Origin of the sequence: Streptomyces sp. ITFR-6, assembly GCF_031844725.1 — a bacterium.
In the GTDB taxonomy this organism is placed as follows: Bacteria; Actinomycetota; Actinomycetes; order Streptomycetales; family Streptomycetaceae; genus Streptomyces.
The window spans coordinates 7,500,490-7,516,783 of the sequence record NZ_CP134612.1; the positions used below are offsets into that span (position 1 = coordinate 7,500,490).

At 71.5% G+C, this 16,294-nt stretch carries 20 protein-coding genes; 15 read left to right on the forward strand and 5 right to left on the reverse strand.

Annotation, left to right across the window (positions count from 1 at the left end):
- Positions 1-3: 3 nt before the first annotated feature.
- From RLT59_RS34040 to RLT59_RS34055, 4 genes are all read left to right on the forward strand, one after another.
- A complete protein-coding gene (locus tag RLT59_RS34040; protein ID WP_311306948.1) occupies positions 4-759 on the forward strand; it encodes an SDR family oxidoreductase in 756 nt (251 codons plus the stop codon).
- Positions 760-877: 118 nt separating this feature from the next.
- Positions 878-2,458, forward strand: coding sequence for an ABC transporter substrate-binding protein (locus tag RLT59_RS34045; RefSeq protein WP_311306949.1), 1,581 nt, complete (start codon positions 878-880; stop codon positions 2,456-2,458).
- A gap of 120 nt (positions 2,459-2,578) precedes the next feature.
- Complete coding sequence (locus RLT59_RS34050; protein ID WP_311306950.1) at positions 2,579-3,262, forward strand: uracil-DNA glycosylase; 684 nt, start codon at positions 2,579-2,581, stop codon at positions 3,260-3,262.
- A gap of 140 nt (positions 3,263-3,402) precedes the next feature.
- A complete protein-coding gene (locus RLT59_RS34055; RefSeq protein ID WP_311306951.1) occupies positions 3,403-3,888 on the forward strand; it encodes a hypothetical protein in 486 nt (161 codons plus the stop codon).
- A gap of 41 nt (positions 3,889-3,929) precedes the next feature.
- On the opposite strand, the gene RLT59_RS34060 is transcribed toward RLT59_RS34055, so the two are convergent.
- Entirely contained in the window at positions 3,930-4,397 is a 468-nt protein-coding gene (locus tag RLT59_RS34060; RefSeq protein WP_311306952.1) for a hypothetical protein, read from the reverse strand.
- 4 nt (positions 4,398-4,401) lie between these two features.
- Positions 4,402-5,190 carry a TetR/AcrR family transcriptional regulator gene (locus RLT59_RS34065; RefSeq protein WP_399126570.1) on the reverse strand — a complete coding sequence of 263 codons (789 nt, stop codon included), beginning with the start codon at positions 5,188-5,190 and terminating at the stop codon, positions 4,402-4,404.
- 90 nt (positions 5,191-5,280) lie between these two features.
- Here RLT59_RS34065 and RLT59_RS34070 point away from each other — a divergent pair, with 90 nt between their 5' ends.
- The 3 genes from RLT59_RS34070 to RLT59_RS34080 all read left to right on the forward strand — a co-directional run bounded on the left by RLT59_RS34070 (position 5,281) and on the right by RLT59_RS34080 (position 7,913).
- Positions 5,281-6,531, forward strand: coding sequence for an FAD-dependent monooxygenase (locus tag RLT59_RS34070; RefSeq protein ID WP_311306953.1), 1,251 nt, complete (start codon positions 5,281-5,283; stop codon positions 6,529-6,531).
- Positions 6,532-6,550: 19 nt separating this feature from the next.
- Entirely contained in the window at positions 6,551-7,450 is a 900-nt protein-coding gene (locus tag RLT59_RS34075; protein ID WP_311306954.1) for a Gfo/Idh/MocA family protein, read from the forward strand.
- Between the two features lie 250 nt (positions 7,451-7,700).
- Positions 7,701-7,913 (forward strand): DUF8108 domain-containing protein, encoded by a 213-nt coding sequence (locus RLT59_RS34080; RefSeq protein WP_311306955.1) that lies wholly within the window; start codon positions 7,701-7,703, stop codon positions 7,911-7,913.
- A 32-nt stretch (positions 7,914-7,945) separates the two neighbouring features.
- On the opposite strand, the gene lnt is transcribed toward RLT59_RS34080, so the two are convergent.
- Positions 7,946-9,556: an apolipoprotein N-acyltransferase gene (gene lnt / locus RLT59_RS34085; protein WP_311306956.1), complete on the reverse strand. Its 1,611-nt coding sequence runs from the start codon at positions 9,554-9,556 to the stop codon at positions 7,946-7,948.
- Positions 9,557-9,683: 127 nt separating this feature from the next.
- Positions 9,684-10,187 (reverse strand): nuclear transport factor 2 family protein, encoded by a 504-nt coding sequence (locus RLT59_RS34090; RefSeq protein WP_311306957.1) that lies wholly within the window; start codon positions 10,185-10,187, stop codon positions 9,684-9,686.
- 118 nt (positions 10,188-10,305) lie between these two features.
- Here RLT59_RS34090 and RLT59_RS34095 point away from each other — a divergent pair, with 118 nt between their 5' ends.
- Positions 10,306-10,683 carry a hypothetical protein gene (locus RLT59_RS34095; RefSeq protein ID WP_024494038.1) on the forward strand — a complete coding sequence of 126 codons (378 nt, stop codon included), beginning with the start codon at positions 10,306-10,308 and terminating at the stop codon, positions 10,681-10,683.
- 22 nt (positions 10,684-10,705) lie between these two features.
- Here the strand turns inward: RLT59_RS34095 and RLT59_RS34100 are convergent, their stop codons facing one another.
- Positions 10,706-11,698 carry a helix-turn-helix transcriptional regulator gene (locus RLT59_RS34100; RefSeq protein WP_311306958.1) on the reverse strand — a complete coding sequence of 331 codons (993 nt, stop codon included), beginning with the start codon at positions 11,696-11,698 and terminating at the stop codon, positions 10,706-10,708.
- A gap of 56 nt (positions 11,699-11,754) precedes the next feature.
- On the opposite strand from RLT59_RS34100, the gene RLT59_RS34105 reads away from it, so the two are divergent.
- The 7 genes from RLT59_RS34105 (at position 11,755) to RLT59_RS34140 (ending at position 16,218) form a co-directional block, all read left to right on the forward strand.
- Entirely contained in the window at positions 11,755-12,222 is a 468-nt protein-coding gene (locus RLT59_RS34105) for a hypothetical protein (protein WP_311306959.1), read from the forward strand.
- The gene (locus RLT59_RS34110; RefSeq protein WP_311306960.1) at positions 12,219-12,467 is read left to right on the forward strand and encodes a hypothetical protein; all 249 of its coding nucleotides are present in this window, start codon (positions 12,219-12,221) and stop codon (positions 12,465-12,467) included. Before RLT59_RS34105 ends, RLT59_RS34110 begins: the two co-directional genes overlap by 4 nt.
- 261 nt (positions 12,468-12,728) lie before the next feature.
- Positions 12,729-13,397 carry a hypothetical protein gene (locus RLT59_RS34115; protein ID WP_311306961.1) on the forward strand — a complete coding sequence of 223 codons (669 nt, stop codon included), beginning with the start codon at positions 12,729-12,731 and terminating at the stop codon, positions 13,395-13,397.
- Between the two features lie 46 nt (positions 13,398-13,443).
- Complete coding sequence (locus tag RLT59_RS34120) at positions 13,444-14,055, forward strand: class F sortase (protein ID WP_311306962.1); 612 nt, start codon at positions 13,444-13,446, stop codon at positions 14,053-14,055.
- 267 nt (positions 14,056-14,322) lie between these two features.
- A complete protein-coding gene (locus RLT59_RS39495; RefSeq protein WP_399126574.1) occupies positions 14,323-15,066 on the forward strand; it encodes a hypothetical protein in 744 nt (247 codons plus the stop codon).
- Positions 15,067-15,263: 197 nt separating this feature from the next.
- The gene (locus tag RLT59_RS34135; RefSeq protein ID WP_311306963.1) at positions 15,264-15,422 is read left to right on the forward strand and encodes a hypothetical protein; all 159 of its coding nucleotides are present in this window, start codon (positions 15,264-15,266) and stop codon (positions 15,420-15,422) included.
- 157 nt (positions 15,423-15,579) lie between these two features.
- Positions 15,580-16,218, forward strand: coding sequence for a TetR/AcrR family transcriptional regulator (locus tag RLT59_RS34140; RefSeq protein WP_311306964.1), 639 nt, complete (start codon positions 15,580-15,582; stop codon positions 16,216-16,218).
- Positions 16,219-16,294 lie beyond the last annotated feature (76 nt).

Below are 16,294 nucleotides of genomic sequence, written 5' to 3' on the forward strand. Positions count from 1 at the left end.
ATCATGACTGTGCAGGACAGCGGCAAGGTCGCGCTGATCACCGGCGCGAGCCGGGGCATCGGCTACGGCATCGCCCAGGCGCTCGTGGCCCGAGGCGACCGCGTGTGCATCACCGGACGCGGCGAGGACGCGCTCAACGAGGCCGTCGAGGCGCTCGGCTCCGACCGCGTCATCGCCGTGGCGGGCAAGGCGCACGACGAGGCACACCAGGCGGTGGCCGTCGAGCGCACCATGGAGGCGTTCGGCCGGGTGGACTTCCTGGTCAACAACGCCGGTACGAACCCGGTCTTCGGGCCGATGGCCGAGCTCGACCTCAACGTCGCCCGCAAGGTCTTCGAGACGAACGTGGTCTCGGCGCTCGGCTTCGCGCAGCAGACCTGGAAGGCGTGGCAGAAGGAGAACGGCGGGGCGATCGTCAACATCGCCTCCGTGGCGGGCGTCTCCGCCTCGCCCTTCATCGGCGCCTACGGCATGAGCAAGGCCGCGATGATCAACCTGACCCTTCAGCTGGCGCACGAGTTCGCGCCGGTCGTGCGGGTCAACTCGATCGCCCCCGCGGTCGTGAAGACCAGGTTCGCCCAGGCGCTGTACGAGGGCCGCGAGGCTGAGGCGGCCGCGCCGTACCCGCTGGGACGGCTCGGTGTTCCCGAGGACATCGGTGGCGCCGCCGCCTTCCTCACGTCGGAACAGTCCGACTGGATCACCGGACAGACCCTGGTCGTCGACGGCGGGATTTTCCTGAACGCGGGCGTTGGCTGAGAACGGCCTGAGCGGGTTTGGCCCTGATTGACTCAAGTGCCCCGCCGGGCCTGCGGTTCGACCCGGCGGGGCGCTGCGGTATGGTCTGCCGACCCATGGCTGATCGAGGAGCGTGCACGTGTTCTACCGGGCCAGTCTGCAGGCCGCTGCAGCCCTTGCTTCCCTGTCTCTGCTGGCCGGTTGCGGTCTGTTGTCCGACAGCGGTTCGGATGTGGAGCAGAAGCTAGCTGTCGGGACGACCAGCCAACCCTCCACCCTCGACCCGGCGGCGGCGTGGGACGGTTCCTGGGAACTGATGCGCAACGTGTTCCAGACCCTGGTCAGCTTCCCCACCGGAAGTACGAGTCCGGAGCCGGACGCCGCGGACCACTGCAAGTTCACCGACACCACCAGCACCGCGTACCGCTGCACGCTCCGCGAGGGTCTGAAATTCTCCAACGGTGAGAAGCTCGACGCCGAGGCGGTGAAGTACTCCATAGACCGGATCAGGACCATCGCGGTCAAGGGCGGACCGGTCGGCATGCTCGGCTCGCTGGACCGGGTCGAGACCAAGGGCGACCTTGAGGTGGTCTTCCACCTGACCAAGCCGGACGCCACCTTCCCGTTCATCCTGGCGACGCCCGCCATGTCGCTGGTCGCGCCGAGCGAGTACTCGGCACACAAGGTCCGCGACGACGGCAAGGTCACCGGGTCCGGGCCGTACCTGCTGGACGCCTACAAGCAGGGTGACCGCTCCGAGCTGGTGAAGAACCCCGACTACAAGGGCTTCGCGGACCGCAAGAACGACGCCGTGACCATCCGGTACTTCAAGGAGTCCGGCTCCATGGTGAAGGCGCTCAAGAAGAACGAGATCGACGCCACCTACCGAGGGCTGTCCGCGGAGGAGGTGGTCAGCCTGGAGGACAACCAGGACGAGAAGAGCGACCTCCAGCTCGTCGAGTCGGTCGGCGCCGACATCCGTTTCCTGGTCTTCAACCCCAAGGACCCGGCCGCCGGGAAGCCTGCGGTCCGGCGGGCGATCGCCCAGCTGGTGGACCGGGACGCGCTGGTGGCCAAGGTCTACCGGGGCACCGCGGAACCGCTCTACTCCATGGTTCCCAAGGGCATCGCCGGCCACACGACCAGCTTCTTCGACACCTTCGGCGACCCGGACCGTAAGAAGGCCAAGAAGATCCTCACGGACGCCGGTATCACCGAGCCCGTGGCGATGACCTTCTGGTTCACCACCGACCGGTACGGATCCTCGACGGCCCCCGAGTTCGACGAGCTCAAGCGCCAGCTGGAGGCTTCCGGCCTCTTCAAGATCACGCTGAAGAGCCGGCCCTGGAACACCTTCCAGGAGGGTTTCACCAAGGGTGAGTACCCCGTCTTCGGCCGCGGCTGGTTCCCGGACTTCCCGGACCCGGACAACTTCATCGCCCCCTTCGTGGGCAAGGACAGCATCACGGGAATGCCGTACGCGAAGGATGAGATCACCAAGCAGGTGCTGCCCCAGACCCGCAAGGAGAGCGACCGGGGCGCGGTCAGCCAGCAGTTCGAGGTGGCCCAGAAGGCCCTGGTCGACGACGTCCGGCTGCTGCCGCTGTGGCAGGGCAAGCTGTACGTGGCGGCCGGCGAGGACATCGGCGGCGGCGAACGGGCCCTGGACCCGCAGACGGTCATGCAGATGTGGGAGCTGTACCGCAAGGCCAGCTGGTAGCCCGGCGGGCCGCCCACGGCCCCTCCGGGGAGCGCGGCCGGGAGGCTCCCCGGCCGCGTTGTCAGTGGTCGCCGGTAGGTTCTGGGATCAAGAACCGATTGCTTACCGGAGGTTGTTGACGTGACCGACACCGACCAGCTGCCCGAGTCCTGGCGCGGCGTCCTCGGCGAAGAGCTGCAGAAGCCGTACTTCAAGGAGCTCACCGAGTTCGTCGAGGAGGAGCGGGCCGCAGGACCGGTCTATCCGCCCCGTGGGCAGCTGTTCGCCGCGCTCGACGCGACCCCTTACGACAAGGTGAAGGTCCTGGTCCTCGGGCAGGACCCGTACCACGGCGAGGGACAGGGGCACGGGCTGTGCTTCTCCGTGCGCCCCGGTGTGAGGACCCCGCCGTCCCTGCGCAACATCTACAAGGAGATGAAGGAGGAGCTCGGCCTGCCGGTCCCGGACAACGGGTACCTGATGCCATGGGCCGAACAGGGCGTGCTGCTCCTCAACGCCGTACTGACCGTCCGCGCGGGCGAGGCCAACTCCCACAAGGGGAAGGGCTGGGAGAAGGTGACGGACGCGGTGATCCGCGCGGTCGCGTCCCGGCCCGACCCGGCGGTCTTCGTGCTCTGGGGCAACTACGCGCAGAAGAAGCTCCCGCTGATCGACGAGGAGCGCCATGTGGTGGTGAAGGGCGCGCACCCCTCGCCGCTCTCGGCCAAGAAGTTCTTCGGGTCCCGCCCGTTCACCCAGATCAACGAGGCCGTCGCCGCGCAGGGGCACCAGCCCATCGACTGGCGCATCCCCGACCTGGGCTGATGGCGCGCCGGAGCCTGGGTGCGATTGTGCGCCGCTGCGGTTAGCGTCGAACCGGCCGGAATCATCCGGAACGGTCTGAAACCGTACGGAACCTCATGGTTCCGGTCGGTCGCAGGCGGACGGGTACGAGGGAGACCGCGGTGACGGAGCAGCAGGAGGCGTCGCAGGACGTCGTCATGACCAGAATCGGCCAGGCGGTCATGCTGCTGCACGGCGGTGACCGCGAGGAGGCGCGCAACCGCTTCGGCCTCCTCTGGGCGGAGATCGGTGCGGACGGTGACGCACTGCACCGGTGCACCCTCGCGCACTACATGGCGGACACCCAGGACGACCCCGCCGATGAGCTGGCCTGGGACCTGCGGGCGCTGGCCGCCGCGCAGGCACTGACCGACGAGCGCGTCGCGGAACACGGCGACGCGCTCGCGGTGCGGGCCTTCTATCCGTCGCTGTACCTCAACCTGGCGGCGGACTACGTGAAGCTCCGGCGCCCGGCGGCGGCCCGGATCCATCTCGACCGGGCCCGGAAAGCCTCAGGGGTGCTCGCCGAGGACGGGGCCGACGACGGCTACGGGGGAGGGGTCCGGGCGGCCATCGAGCGGCTGGAGCTGCGTCTGCGGGAGCTCTGAGGGGGGAAGCGGCGGGCGGCGCTCCGGGCCGGTCCGCCCGGTCAGTGCCCGTAGGTGCGGTCGCAGATCCGTGACTGCGGACTGCCGGCCGGCCAGTGCCCGTACCCCCGTCCGAGCGCGCAGACATCCGTCCCGGTGACCGGAGCCGGCAGGGTCGGCGCGGGAGGCGCGGGCACGGTCCTGCGCGGCGGCCGGGGCTGCGCCGGGCCGGGGTCGTGCCGGGGCTGCGGGGCGCGGGGGAGGGCGCGGGGCCCGGTGTGGCGCGCGGCCGGAGGCGCGGCGGGCGACCGGCCGGTGCCGGCGGAGGCGGTGGACGGTTTCGGGTCCGGGACGGCCTCCAGGGCGTCGCGGACCGGGGGCCGGCCGATCTGCGGGGCCAGATCCTGGGCGGCCGGGCGGGGCGAAGAGGCCGGCGGGGCGCTCGGCCGAGGCTGCACGGACACGCACCCGGACAGGGCCGTGACCGCCACGGCGACCAGGAGCTTCACGGTGGTACTGGTTCGATGCACCTGATCAACTCTGCGGTGCGGACCGGCCGTCGAGTGAGCCGGAACCCCCGGATTGATCCGCACGAGTGACCCCGGTCAGCGCGGCGCCCCGCGGGTCGCGGCCCGCGGCCCGGTGGGCGGGGGCCGCGCCTCGGGGCCCGAGCATCCCGCGCAGCAGTTCGCCGAAGCCGGTGCGCAGTTCGGCCTCGGTAGGCACGGAACGGCTGTAGGAGCCAACCGCGCACGAGAACATCAGCCCCTCGCACCAGGCGACCAGGGACAGGGCGTGCCGTTCCGGCTCGGGTGATCCGGCCGCCGTCATCAGCGCGACCAGCGGTTCGCGGAACTGCCGGCCCGTCGCGTCGAAGAAAGCCCGCAGCTCGGGGCGGCGCGTGGCCTCCAGAGCGAGTTCGTACCGGCAGACGAGCAGTTCGGGGTGGCGGGTCAGATAGCGGTGCAGGGCCAGCGCCAGACCGGCGATCAGCGCGTCCTGGCCGGGGGATGCGGAGGCGTCGGGTGTCTGGCCGGGAGGCGCGGAGGCGTCGGGTGCCCCGCCGGGTGGCGCGGACGGGTCGGGTGCCGGGAGTTCGCCCGGTGCCAGTACGCGGGCCTCCCGTTCTGCCAGGCGGCGCACCGCCGCCTCCAGCAGGGACTGCCGGGTGCGGGCGTAGTTGGACGTCGAGCCCTGGGGGAGCCCCGCCCGTTCGTCCACCGCCCGGTGCGTCAGCCCGCGCATGCCGCGTTCGGCCAGCAGATCGAGAGCGGCGTCGGTGATCAGATCGGCGCGGGCCGAGCCGGTGGTGCGTGTGGCCATGAGGTCAACCTACCGCTCGCACTACAGATGTTGTACGTTGTAGTTGTTACTACAGCTGTAGTTTCCGGATGCCGGGATCGAGGAGGAGTCATGCGCGCACCCCGTGCGGTCGTCATCGGCAGCGGAATCGGTGGACTCACGACGGCGGTGGCCCTGCACCGGTCGGGATGGCAGGTCACCGTGGTGGAACGGTCCGCGTCGCTGGAACCCGTAGGCGCCGGAATCAGCCTCGCCCCCAACGCCCAGCGCGCCCTGGACGTCATCGGGCTCGGCGACGAGATCAGGTCCCTGGCCGCCTGGCAGGGCGAGGGCGGCATGCGTTCACCGGACGGCCGCTGGCTCGCCAGGACCGACAGCGCCGCCTCGGCCGAGCGGTTCGGCGGTCCGCTCGTCCTGCTGCACCGGGCCACCCTGGTCGGCCGCCTCGCCGCAGCGCTCCCCGCGTCCGTCCTCCGCACCGGCTGCCCGGCCCGACTGGTGGACCCGGGCACCGCGGGCGGGCGGCCCGCCGTGATCGGCACCCCGGACGGGACCGTCGAGGCCGACCTCGTGATCGGCGCCGACGGTATCCACTCGGCCGTACGGGACATCCACTTCCCGGACCACCCCGGCCCCTCGTACGCGGGCTTCACCGCCTGGCGCGTCCTGGTGCCCGCGCCCGCGGAGCCCTTCGCCCCGCACGAGACCTGGGGACGCGGCGCGCTCTGGGGCACCCAGCCGCTCAAGGACGGCCGGATCTACGCGTACGCGGCCGCGGTCGCCCCGGCGGGTGCGCGCGCCCATGACGACGAGCGGGCGGAACTGCTGCGCAGGTTCGGCGACTGGCACCGGCCGATCCGGGGGATCATCGAAGCCGCCGCACCGGAAAGCGTCCTGCGTAACGACGTCCACCAGATGACAGACCCGCTGCCCGCCTTCCACCGGGGCCGCACAGCGCTCGTCGGGGACGCCGCCCATGCCATGGCCCCCACCCTGGGCCAGGGCGGCAACCAGGCCATCGAGGACGCCATCGTGCTCGCCCACCACGTCGCGCCGGGCACGGACCTGGGTGCGGGCCTCGCCACATACACCGCCGAGCGGCTGCCCCGGACCACCGCCATCGTGCGCAAGGCGGCTCAGGTCTCGCGGCTGATGCGCCTGTCCGGGCCCGTCTCCGTCGCGCTGCGCGACTTCACGATGTCCACGGTCTCCCGGCTCGGACCCGGTCTCGTGCTGCGCACGTTCGACGGCATCGCCGACTGGTGCCCGCCGCCGCACACGTATGCTGCCGGGACGAACGACGCGCCGGTCGTACAAACGCGGCGGACCACCACGGACGAGAACCGCGACGCACGGCGCTGAACAGCGAGAGGGAAACCCTGTGAAGGTCGGCTGCATCGGGCTCGGAGACATCGCGCAGAAGGCGTACCTGCCGGTACTCAGCACCCTCCCGGGGGTCGAACTGCATCTGCAGACCCGTACCCCCGCCACCCTGGCCGCCGTCGCGGAGACCCACCGGATCCCCGCCGGGCAGTGCCACACGGACCTCGGCTCGCTGCTCGCCCAGGGACTGGACGCCGCCTTCGTGCACGCCCCCACCGCGGCGCATCCGGAGATCGCGGGCCGGCTGATCGGGGCCGGCGTCCCCACCTACGTCGACAAGCCGCTCGCCTACGGGCTCGCGGAGTCCGAGCGGCTGGTCGAGCTGGCGGAGGCCCGCGGAGTCGGCCTCGCCGTCGGGTTCAACCGCCGCCTGGCGCCCGGCTACGCCCAGTGCGCCGAGCACCCGCGCGAGCTGATCCTCATGCAGAAGAACCGGGTCGGGCTGCCGGAGGACCCCCGGACCATGGTGTTCGACGACTTCATCCACGTGGTCGACACCCTGCGTTTCCTGGTTCCCGGCCCGGTCGAGCACACCGTCGTACGGGGCAGGATCCGCGACGGCCTGATGCACCACGTCGTGCTCCAGCTGTCCGGCGACGGGTTCACCGCCATCGGGGCGATGAACCGGCTCAGCGGCTCGACCGAGGAACGCCTTGAGGTCTCCGGCCAGGACTCCAAGCGCGAGGTCGTCAACCTCGCCGAGGTGATCGACCACAAGGGCCAGCCGAGCGTACGGCGGCGCGGCGACTGGGTGCCGGTGGCCCGCCAGCGCGGTATCGAGCAGAGCGTGCTGACGTTCCTGGACGCCGTGCGGGAGGGGCGGACGCCGAGCGCCCGGGACGCCCTGGAGACGCACGAGCTGTGCGAGCGCGTCCTGCGCGACCTCGACTGCGCGTAGGACTCCGCGCGGGAAGCTCGCGGGGCCGCCCGCCGGTCCTGGGGATGCGTGCGGACCGGGGGCGATGCAGGCTGAGGAGATGGACCCCCGGCCCGCGGAGGTGACCTCGTGAAACCCCGCCACGAGCCCCAGGGCCGGAGCGCTCTCCAGCCTCCGCCCGGCTACTACTCGGCGGACGGCCGCCCGCCCGACGCGGCGCGCCCTGATCCTCGACTGGGCGGTCAGCCAGCGGATCGCGAGCGGCTGGCGCGTGGAGTCCCGCTCGGAGAACCAGGTCGTCATGGTGAGGGGCCGCCCCCTGAACCACGTGCTGCACGCCGTCCTGACGGTCTTCAGCTGCTTCCTGCGGGGCGTGGTGTGGCTGGTGCTCGGCGTGACCAACAAGGTCGAACGGATCGCGCTCACCGTCGATGCCATGGGCGACATCATCGCCGTGAACGGTCCGGGCCGGAACACGTTCTGAACGCACACCGCTCACGAGTCACCGCGCGGACCTCACCGCGGTGACTCCGTCCGGGGCCCCGCCCCCGAGGAGAGCGCACCCACCGGAACGGACCGGCCCGGCCTGCCGCGCACGGACCGCACGCCCTCGAACGCGCAGAACGCGGCCAGGACCACCAGCGCGCCGTACAACGGCCAGTCACCCAGCCGGACGTAGAGCGTGGTGCCGCCGGCCATGGGCACGCCGAACACCTCGGCGCCGCTCGTGCCCGTACCGAGCGGAGTCCCGACCCGCTCGCCCTCCGGGCCGTACACCGCGCTGACGCCCGTCAGCGTGGCGTGCACCATCGGGCGGCCGTTCTCCGCGGCCCGCAGCGCGCCGAGCGAGGCGTGCTGGGCGGGTGCCCAGCCGTGCTGGAACGACGACGTGGAGGACTGCGCGACCAGCACCTGCGCACCGTCCCGGGTCAGCTGCCGGCTCATGTCGGGAAACGCGGACTCGAAACAGACCAGCGGGCCGATGCGCGGCCGGTCCGCACCGGACAGCGCCATCGTCACCTGCCGGGCGCCGCGCAGCCGGTCCTCGCCCGCGGCCCTGCCCATCGAGGTCGCCCAGCCGAGTGCCGAACGGGCCGGGATGTACTCGCCGAACGGAACGAGCCGCATCTTGTCGTAACGGTCCCCGGTCAGCCCGTCCGGACCCACCAGCACCGCGCTCTTGAAGATGCCGGTCCGGCCGGAGGCGTCGGTCTGTCTGGCGTCAACGTTCACCAGCACGTCCGCGCCCACCAGCCGCGACAGCGCCGCGATCCGGGCAGCGACATCGGGCCGCCGGACCGGATCCACCGCGACACTGCTCTCGCCCCACACGACCAGGTCGAGATCCCGCCCGGCCAGCGAGCGCGTCAGCTCCTCGCTGCGGGCGAACCGGCGCTGCACACTGCCGGGCCCCTCGATTACGCCGGGCTGCACGACGGCGATGCGCGCCACCCCCGACTGCTCCGGCCTGGGCGCCCACACCCACACCGTGCCCACCACCACAGCGCCCGCCAGGAGCGAGACGACCGCCGCCGTGCGGGCGGCCGAGGCCACCAGCAGCACGGTGAGCGCGGTGTTCACCGCCACCACCAGCAGACTCACCAGCCACACCCCGCCCACGGAGGCCAGCCGGAGCGCCGGCGTCACCTGCCACTGGCTCGCGCCCAGCAGCCCCCACGGGCCGCCGAGCGCCTCCCAGGAGCGGGCCAGCTCGATCAGCAGCCAGCCGCACGGCACCACGATCACGGCCGCCACCACCGCCGCTCCGGACAGCCGCCCGCCCAGCAGACGGGAGACGAGCAGGCCCCACGGGGCCCACAGCAGACCGAGCAGCGCGGCGAGCACCACGATGAACACATGGAGACTCGGCATCAGCCAGTGGTGCACGGCCAGCATGTATCCGGTGCCGCCGAGCCACCCGTCGACGGCCGCCCGGCGGCCGGTGCCGGCGGACCGGATCAGCAGCAGCAACGGCACCAGGGCCACGTACGCGAACCACCAGAGCGCGGGAGCGGGGAACGCCAGCGCCGGCAGCGCACCGGCGAGGAGCGCGACGACACCATGCCACGCGGTGGATCCGAGTATCCGTTCGCCCCACTCGCGCCGCTGCCCGGCCCCGGTCCACATGGAGCGCCTCCTCGTCCTGCCCGCATCGTCCTGCCCGCGCCGCCCGGTCCCCGGGGAACCCGGTCTCCCGGCAACCCGTTCCCGTGTTCTCCCCCAGTGTGGGGCAGCGGAAGCGGACCGGCGCGGATCAGTCGGCGGCGAGGGCGCCCGTCATGCTCCGCCACTTCTCGTGAACGGTGACGCTCCTGATCCGCCAGCCGCCCTCCGTGCGGACCAGCTCGAAGGCGTAGCGCCCGCCGGAGACGAAGTTCGGCACGGTCCGGCGGGCTTCGTCCGTACCGCTCCCGGCGCCATCGGTGTCCTCGCCGAGCCGCATCGGGTTCATGTAGTCGGCCCGCACCCGGGCGCCGTCACCCGGGTAGCCACCGAGATCCTGGAGGTCGAGCCGGCGGTTGACGATCAGATGCTGCCGTACGGGAAAGAGCAGCATGGTCTGCGAGAGCCATTGCGCCACCTCGGCGGCGGGCCCTTCGATACCGCCCGCGGTGCGGTAGTCGGCGCGGCCGTCCGGGGTGAACAGTGCCCGGTAGTCCGCCCATTCGCCGTCGTCCACCGCCACCGCGTAGCCGGTGATCACTGCGTCGATGGAGATCCGGTCCATCACGGTCGAGAGATCCACACGCTGCGTCATCGGGTCAGTCTGGGCCCAAGGGCGTCAGGGGCCAAGAGCCGTGCACCGGCCGCGTAGATCACGCGTGACATGGACGCTTGTCCTCGTCTGCCGTCGCGCCTGCACCTATGCTCGCGGGATGGAGCAGAGCGAAGTCGTGAAGCGTGTGATCGGCATCCTCACCGAGGCGGGCGAGATGCGCAGGCTCTTGGAGGAGAGCCCTGACCGCGGTGACCCCAGCAACGACTCGACCGTGGTGACCGCCCTCCTGAACGAGACGATGCCGCGGATCGCGATCCCGGAGGACGCCACGATCGAGGACGTGGTGGGCCTTGTCGGCCGCGAGGTCGGCGGTGCGGTGGAGCAACTGGTCGGAGCGTTCACCCTGGCGTTCGCGATGCTGGCGCAGGTGCACGACTCCGGCCAGACGGATGTGTCGTCCGCCGATGTGCTGCAGGACCTCGCCCTGCGGGCCGAACAGTTCGGCACCGAGGGGCCGGGGGAGACGGAAGTCTGAGGTCTCCCGCCCGGGGTGTGATCTACCGGCCGCTCACCGGTTCTCCCGGCCCTGCGCCCCGGCCGGGAGAAACTCCTGCCGCGGGCCCCGCTCCGTAGCGGTTGGCCAGGGCCCGTACCGTCGCGGCGATACGGTCGCGGAGTTCAGCCGGTGCCATGACCTCGATGTCGGTGCCCAGCCGCAGGAATTCTCCGTGGGCGTGGTCGATCGACTCGATGGGCACCCGGGCCTCCGTCCATCCGTCGCCGGCAGAGGTGACGCCGAGGCGGCGGGCGCCCTCCGGGGTGAGCCGTAGCAGGGCCTCCCCGGTGTGCAGCCGTGCTCGGGAATCGGCCAGATAGCTGCTCCAGTGCCTGGTCAGGTCGAATCCGTCCTGGACGGTGAACTCCTCTTCCAACGACTTGAGTTCGAGGATCTGGTCGATCCGGTAGGAGCGGATCCCGGTTGGCCCGTCAGCGACGAGATACCAGCGGCCGGCCTTGAGCACGAGCCCGTACGGTTCCACCCGCCGCTCGATCTCCTCCGGCGCCCGCCAGCGCCGGTATCGCAGCACCACCGCCCGGCGTGCCCATACCGCCGCGGCGGCGGCGGTCAGGTGAGGAGTACGGTCGGCGTCGCCGTACCAGCCGGGGGCGTCGAGCAGGAAGCGCTCCTGGATCCGCTCGGCGTGCTTGGGCAGCTCCGCCGGAAGGGCCGCCCGCAGCTTGAGCCGGGCGGTGGCGAGCGCCTCGCCGAGGCCGAGCTCGGCGGCGGCGCCGGGGAGCGCGGCGAGGAACGCGGCCTGCGCCTCATCCGCGGTCAGTCCGGTGAGCCGGGTCCGGTAGCCGTCGATCAGGCGGCAGCCGCCCGCGTGCCCGGCGTCACCGTAGAGCGGGATACCGGCGGCGCCGAGCGCCTCGACGTCTCGGTAGACGGTCCGTACCGAGACCTCCAGTTCCTCGGCCAGCTGCCGGGCCGTCATCCGGCCCCGGTTCTGGAGCAGCAGGAGCAGGGTGACCAGCCGACTCGCACGCATGCCGCCCAGTATCCACTGACAGGGGATGTCAGTGGACCGGCCCTAACCTGCGGCGCATGGACGACTTCGACTTCCTGCACGGCTCCTGGGACGTGGCCAACCGCCGCCTCACCACACCGCTCGGCTCGGGCCCCGGCACCTGGGTGGAGTTCCCCGGCCACGCGGTGGTCCGGCCGCTCTTCGGGGGCGCCGGCAACATTGACGAGATCAGCTTTCCCACCCTCGACCTGCGGGGTGTGACCCTGCGCCTGTTCGACCGGGAGACGGAGCGATGGTCTCTCCACTGGTCCGACAGCCGGACGGGCCGACTGTATCCGCCGCTGACCGGCGGCTTCACCGGTGATCGCGGTGATTTCCACGGAGAGGACACCCCCGAAGGCCGACCCGTCCGGGTGCACTTCGTCTGGTACCGCCTCGGCCGGGACGCTGCCCGCTGGGAGCAGGAGTTCTCCGCCGACGACGGCCGCTCCTGGGAGCTCAACTGGATCATGGACCTCAGCCGCACCGGGCAGGCCGGCGGATGAGCATCGTCGAACTCCGTCAGTACACCCTGCGTCCCAGAGCCCGGGAGACGCTGATCGAGCTGTTCGAGCGTGAGTTCGTGATCGGTCAGCAGGCGGTCGGGATCACCGTGGGAGCCCGTTTCCGCGACCTCGATGACCCGGACCACTTCGTCTGCCCGTCCGTACCGGGGAGGACGCCCGCGTCTGGTTCGGCCCGGCCGAGCCACCCCCCTGGCCGGCCGGGCGGCTGCGACTGGAACCCGTGACGCCCTAGCCGCAAGCTGATCGATGACCCAGCAGGTCTGTGGTCAGTGGCGGAGGTGGCCGGGCGAGGCAGCCTCACGGGGTGATGTGTACCTGACTGCGCGCCCACCCGCACGGCCCTCTGACCCCGGCTCGTTATCGGCTGCTCAGGGTATGTGTCGGCTTTTTCGGAGTGTTAAGTCATATTTTCGCACTCATTCATGCGATCTCTTAGGTGATCAATCGATCAGTACGACAATCGTCTCGGTTTGAAGGAGTTCAGCATGCGTATTTCCGCTTCCGTCCGTACCCGCAGTGTCCGTGCGGGTGGTGCCGCAGTCGCTGCGGTCGCCATCGCCGGAGCGACGCTGGCTGGAGCATCCGCCGCCTACGCCGTCCCCGGCGACAGCGGCAACATCGACGTCCGCTCGGTCGGCTGGAACTCGCGCGGCCAGGACGGCGTGGAGGTCTGCAAGTTCGTCCTCAACGCGAGCAACTTCGAGTCGTTCCCGGCCGTTCCCTGGACGATCACCGCGCAGCCCCCGACCGTCCCCCCGGGCGACACCCTGCAGAGCACCCTCCCCCTCGTGAACGGATCGGCCCGCAGCCAGGAGTACCTGCTTCCTGAGGGTACGTACCAGCTGGTGTGGATCGTCCCGGCGGGCCCGAAGCAGAAGAGCTTCCGGGTCGACTGCTCCAAGCCCGCCAACAACGGCGGCCGTGCGGACAGCAACGACCACGACTCGTCCGCTTCCGGTGCCGAATCGAACTACGAGCGGCCGTCCGGTGGCGTGCCCGCCGGTGGCGGCGGCGTCCCGGACATGACGAACCTCAGCTCCGACAGCGACTGGAGCCTCGGTACGTCCGCCGCGCTGGCCGCCGGGACGGTCGGAGCAGCAGGTCTGATCATGGCCCGCCGAGCCGCACGCCGCCGTGCCCGCAACGAGGCATAGGGCCCGCAGACGACGGCGGGGGCCGACCCGTGCATGCCGTCTCACGATGACACTGTGCGTGTTCTCCTCGCTGATCGCCGGCATCGTCTGGGCGAGTTCGTCCGACGATCCGTCGGCCTCCACCGCCTACGGCGGCGATGCCGCAGGCGGTGGGGACCGGCCGGCACAGCGAGTCAAGCACCCGCCTCTGTCACCTTCACGGCCGGTGAAGATCGCGGTTCCCGGCATCTTCATCGAGGCCCCGGTCGTCGGTCTCGGTCTCGACGCCAAGGGGCATCTCGGCGCCCCGCCGCTGAGCAAGCCGAGGGTGGTGGGCTGGTATCGGAACGGCCCATCACCCGGTGACGCGGGGACCTCCCTGATCGTCGGTCACCGCGACACCGAAACCGGGCCGGCCATCTTCCTCAACCTCAACGCCCTGCACCGGGGCGACAAGGTGAGGGTCTCCAGGGCCGACCGGCGTACCGTGGTCTTCGCCGTGGATGAGGTCAAGACCTACACGAAGGACGATTTCCCGGACGACAAGGTGTACGGCACCACCAACCGACCGGAGCTCAGGCTCATGACGTGCGGCGGGCGCTTCAACAAGAAGAACGGCTACTCGGCCAACGTGGTCGTCTTCGCCCACCTGACGTCCATGAAGAAGCAGGCGGCCTGAAGGCCGTCAGCGGCACGGGAGCGGTCGGCACCTCGGGGGCGAGGTGCCGACCGTCCGCGTTTCCCCGTGTCCCTGCCGGGGCGGTCCCGCCGAAGCCGTGCGAAACATCCCTGCGGCCGGGCGGGCGGGGTTCTGGCGCCACCTGGCCCCCGGAGCCCCTCCGGCCGAGTGACAGGCTGAGCAGCGCGACCGCGGCATGCGGCAGCTCGGCGTTCCGACGCGCCAGACTGCCCAGGGCCCATCGTCACCGCAGTCCGGAGCACCCTCATGCCCCAGTCCTCCACCGGCCCGGCCGAAGCCCATGCCTACCTGGCCGTATGCGGCCACACTCACCTGTTTCCAGGCGCCCGCTGCCGCGTGCGGGGGCTTCCCGATCCCCGGGCCTTCGCGGCAGACCCGAGGCCGGTCGACCTGGCCCTGCGCTTCTCCGACGATGTGGTCACCGACGCGGAGTTGCGTGTCGAAGACCCGGCGGGCGTCGTACTCACCGTCCCGGCCTACACCACTGTGGCCGGCACACCCGTCGACAGTCACCAGTGGCTGATCCGGGAGGTCTTGGGAACGGGAGACGAGGTCGAGCTGACGGTGGGAAGCCGTCCCTCGGCCTGCCGACCGCGCCCCCGCCCGCCGCTGCTCCACCGGGCGTACGGCCACCGCCTTCCGGCCGTACCGATCGCGTCGGGGCTGGTCCGCCGCGCCGTCCTCCGGGCCCGGCTGCGGGATTCTCCTGTCCGGGCTGCTGTCGGGTGCGGCCATGACCGCGCGCGGGGCGCATCTCACCCGTACCGGGCACCAGTTGGCCGGGTACGCCGCCACGGCCTCGCTCAAGCCCCCGCACGGCGTCAGCCGCACGCCGTCCTGGTGCTCCCGGTACTGGCACGCCTCCTGGCCATGACATCGTGGAGCCCACACACCCGCGTGTCCGCCGTGCGGGCCGCCGCCGGCTGCCGCGCGGCAGCCGGCGCGGCGGCGCTGGTGTGGGCGGCCCGTCGCTCACTGATGCGGCCGTGAAGGCGAACACGGGGCGCACCGGCGACGGTGCCGACGGCCGGACCAGCGGCAACGGATAGGCTCTGCAAGCCTCGTCGGATATACCGGTGCCCTGGTGGGTGTGGGACCGGGACGATGCCACACCCCCGTCGTCGCCGTTGTCCACGGACCGGCCGGCCACGGGGCTCTCACAGCAACTGCGATGTACAGGAGACCCGATGGCTGATACCCCGCCCCGCCAGGCCCAGCGCCGCTCGGACGAGAGCGCCGCAGGCCCGGCGGCCGAGGCCCCGGGCCGTGTCGAGGCTGTACCGACACCGCGCTACCAGGGGCTGTTCGTCGAACCCGATCTTCCGCCTTTCGTCGAGACCGAGTGACGAGACGCGTACCCGGGGCACCCGTAGGCCCGCCCGGCCCCTGTTCCCGTTCCGGCGGGCGCGGGGGCAGTCGCGGTACCGGCCCCGTCCCGTGGCCCTTGGCGGTCCGGCGCGGGGCGCGGCTGTGCGTGCGCGCCAGATCATGGAAGCTGTCGGCATGAACATCTCTGCCTCTGCCGGCGACGGCTCACCGGACCGAGCGGGCTACCGGCGATCGGCGGGATCGCCGCGCGGTGAGGCCCGGCGCCGGGAACTGCTGGACCGGGTCACGGAGGACCTCGCGGCCAACGGGATCGTGGACTTCTCGCTGCGACGCGCCGCACGCGCGGCCGGCACCACGCACAAGGTGCTCCTCTACCACTTCGACGGCGCCGACGACCTTCTCGTGCAGGCCACCGTCCAGCTGCGCCGACGCCGCATCGGAAAGGCCCTGGCCGCCGCCACCGAGGGAGGGGCCCGCCGGTCACTGGGGGACTGGGTGCGCGCGATCTGGCCCATTCTGCTGAGCGACGACGAGGCGGCGGTGCTCGATCAGGCCATCGGCCTGGCGATGTACGACCCCGGACGCTACGCCGCACTCGGCCGCGAGGCGTCCCAGCAGTATCTGCCCACGCTGCTCGCGGTCTGCCCGGAGCACTGGTCCGGGCAGCGGAAGCTGGAGGTCGCCGAGATGGTCCTCGCGACACTCCGCGGCTTCCTGGTGGACGCCCGGACCAGCGGCGACACCGCGGGGGTCGCCGCGGGGTTCGAGGCGTTGGTGCGCGCGCTGGAGCGGGAGGAAGGGGCCGGGGAGTGAGCGTGCGCGCCCGGAGCGGCGGAGCGGGGCAGTCGGGCGATGGACATGATGTGAACCACTTGGTTCACTTTTTGGG